2 protein-coding genes are annotated in these 1,150 nt (G+C 57.7%); both read right to left on the reverse strand.

All coding sequences use genetic code 11. The features are described from left to right. Window positions 1-408 precede the first annotated feature (408 nt). Window positions 409-561: a zinc ribbon domain-containing protein gene (locus J4G14_10020; GenBank protein MCE2458136.1), complete on the reverse strand. Its 153-nt coding sequence runs from the start codon at window positions 559-561 to the stop codon at window positions 409-411. Window positions 562-564: 3 nt separating this feature from the next. Continuing rightward, window positions 565-981 carry a hypothetical protein gene (locus tag J4G14_10025; GenBank protein MCE2458137.1) on the reverse strand — a complete coding sequence of 139 codons (417 nt, stop codon included), beginning with the start codon at window positions 979-981 and terminating at the stop codon, window positions 565-567. Window positions 982-1,150 lie beyond the last annotated feature (169 nt).

Genomic DNA, 1,150 nt, shown 5'->3' on the forward strand with positions numbered 1-1,150 from the left:
TGTCGTCAGTTACTTTGTTTGCCACCTGATTATCGAGGTTGATGGCACCTCGGCTTGCAGTCCCGCGAAGGCATCCCCTGTCGAACCCACGCGTCCCCACATGGTTCAATTATAGCATGGACGCCCATGCGTACCGCATAGTCTGGGTTCCTGAGGTATACGGCTACACTAGAGCGCGGGCGTCTCACCCGGTATCAGTGACCAACTGTGGTCCATTAAAGGGCGATTGAACGAGCCCGTGTAGTCAGCGTTCGCTCCGAACACTCGGAAATGCGGGCGAGACGCCCGCGCTCCTGACTCGCCTACTGGTCGGCGGAGTCGAAGGGGATGGCGTTCTTGAGGAAGCGCTGGGGGTCTGAGTCGGCCGTGCTGGAGGCCGCTGCGTCGGCCATGCGATCGTACCTTGGGTCAAGCTCGTTCAACTGTGTGCTGAGCGACTTGTGGAACGCCACGCTGGAGATGATGCGGTGGGCAGGATATGCTATCAGGCGCGTCGAAGCCCCTGACCAGCTTGGCGGTCTTCTCCTGGCAATCTTCGCACCTGTACTCGTAGATTGGCATTGGCTACTCGAAGGTCGTGTCGATCTTGGCGGATACATCGAAGAATCGCTGGACGGTCATGTGATACTTGGGGAAGTTGTTCAACCCGTATGGGTTGGATGACTCGACAATCCCGTTCTCAACGTCCAGCGTGTTGAATGTGTGCTCAGAGTCGGCTCCGTCGTTTTCCCTGACGTTGGTCAGAAGCGAGCGCCAATCTTCCGGCGCCATTTGCAGGTAGAAATCCACATCGCGAAGTGTGTGCTCCTCGACCTGCGACACGCCTGAGCACTCGAAGGCATCGAAGTCCAGGAGATAAACCTCGTCGCCGACCTTGACGCCCACCTGTGCTTCGGCGGTGCCGAAACTCCTGAACGCGGGGTCTGCGTTGGCGGCAGTCCTTACTGACTCGAACCACTCTACTGACGGAAAGACAGGCATCTAATCAATCTCCATCGGCGAAATCTGTCGGCACCCTGGACGACAGGTCGAAGAAGTACTGGAACGTCTGGTTGTACCTGAAGAAGAGGTCCTGGCGGTACTGGTCTCCTGAGACGGACAGAGCCAGCCCGTTCTCGCTATCGAGATCGATGGTGTTGAGCGTGTAGTC

Source organism: Dehalococcoidia bacterium, from assembly GCA_021295915.1.
GTDB lineage: Bacteria > Chloroflexota > Dehalococcoidia > Lucifugimonadales > UBA1123 > VXRN01.

What these genes read in the sequence shown, in the direction of transcription:
- J4G14_10025 (MCE2458137.1), bottom strand. Translation starts at nt 981, where the DNA reads ATGCCTGTCTTTCCGTCAGTAGAGTGGTTCGAGTCAGTAAGGACTGCC.
- J4G14_10020 (MCE2458136.1), bottom strand. Translation starts at nt 561, where the DNA reads ATGCCAATCTACGAGTACAGGTGCGAAGATTGCCAGGAGAAGACCGCC.